The sequence below is a fragment of the Microcoleus sp. AT8-B5 genome (assembly GCF_036705565.1).
Lineage (GTDB): Bacteria > Cyanobacteriota > Cyanobacteriia > Cyanobacteriales > Microcoleaceae > Microcoleus.
The window spans coordinates 1-1,807 of record NZ_JAUBUY010000063.1; the positions used below are offsets into that span (position 1 = coordinate 1).

Here is a 1,807-nt window from a genome sequence, read left to right on the forward strand (position 1 = left end):
TCACTAACTCGCAGCGGAGTCAGGCTAACCGTCCCTGGATAGGAGAACCTATCCATTTAGGCTAAACGAATCGCACACCGGACATGATATAATATCATGTCAAGTCGAGCGATCGCGATTTTTGTAGGGGTTCCCCTCACCAACAATACCTGCCAATAATTGACCATCTCAAAAACCCGCCCCCACCGGGATATTATGGTTAATCGATCGGACATGATATTAGCGATCGTTCTGATACAACCGGATTCCATATTATCTACAAACCAGGTAGTCCAATTACTGTAAAATCCTGTTGAGTGATGAGATTAGCTGGCACACCTTTTAGGCTAGCTAAGATTTGATCCGTGTTGGCAATTTTGATAAAAGTTGTAGTGTTTTCTTCAACTATGCTGAGTCGATCGACCGTTAACCCTCCCGTCAAAATTAATAAATCTTCACCTTGCGTAAAATCAGCGATGACATCGCGGCCTTCTCCCGCAGTCAAGAAAAAGTAATCGCGCCCGCTTCCCCCTTGCAGCGTATCGTTTCCGAAGTCTCCCCTCAACCAGTCGTCGCCAATTCCCCCAATCAAAGTATCATCACCATTATCGCCGTAGAGAGTATCGCTACCGTCACCCCCGAACAATCGATCGGCATCTTCATTACCAAAAATTAAATCATTGCCACTACCGCCGCACAAATAATCTTTTTGACTGCTAGCATCCCTCGCGATATTGTCAATATCTCCGAAAATCGTATCCTCGCCATTGCCGCCGCAGATGGTGTCATTTCCCAACTCTCCAAACAGCAAATCATTGCCAGAATCACCGCAAATTATATCGTTATCTTTGCCGCCGTGTAAGGTATCATTGTCCTCGCCGCCAGAAAGAGTATCTTCGCTTTCTTGTCCGTATAAAACGTCGTTGCCATTATTGCCAAAAAGCAAATCTTTTCCTGTCAAGCCACCGTCAGACGCCTCAGAAGTGCCACCAAATAAACTGTCATTACCTTCATCGCCAAGTAGGGTATCGTTGCCTTTGTCGCCCCAAACTATGTCATTATCTTTGCCTGCGATCGCCACATCAGAATCTTTACCCGCATAAATAAGGTCATTCCCAGCGTGGCCGACGAGATAGTCGTTATTTTCGTTGCCAAATATGGTGTCGCTGTCTGCATCCGCGCCAACAGTAACTGGGCTAGCAAGGCCACCGTAAATATTGTCGCTGCCGAATAAGCCCTTTAGCCAGTCGCTGCCATTGAAACCGTTGATGATGTCATTAATATTGCTGCCGGTTAGAGTATCTTTACCGTCAGTACCGTTGAGGGTATTTTCAGGGATATTCGGGCCGGGAATGGAAGTGCGATCGGCTAAAGTAATTCGATCGCACATACAGTCTTCCGAAGCAGCAGGAATTAGCGCCGGTGTGGGGGTTTCTGTTGTTGGAGATGTGGTTTGGGCGATCGAATTGTCAGTTGCGATCGGTGTTTCCCCAGGTTTAGCCGTTGGGATTGGAGTTTCTCCAGATGTCGAAATTGGTGTCGGAATTGGCGTCGGAGTTTCCGCAGGCGTCGGAGTTTCCGCAGGAATTGGCGTCGGAATTGGCGTCGGAGTTTCCGCAGGCGTCGGAGTTTCCGCAGGAATTGGCGTCGGAATTGGCGTCGGAGTTTCCGCAGGCGTCGGAATGGGAGTTTCCGCAGGAATTGGCGTCGGTGTCGGAATTGGCGTCGCAGTGGAAATAGGCGTCGGAGTTGGAATTGGCGTCGGAGTTTCCGCAGGCGTCGGAATGGGAGTTTCCGCAGGAATTGGCGTCGGTGTCGGAATTGGCGT

At 49.0% G+C, this 1,807-nt stretch carries 1 protein-coding gene; it reads right to left on the reverse strand.

From position 1 onward, the window contains the following. Nucleotides 1-256: 256 nt before the first annotated feature. The coding region (locus QUB39_RS27135; protein WP_333340437.1) for a calcium-binding protein at nt 257-1,807 on the reverse strand (1,551 nt) is incomplete at its 5' end.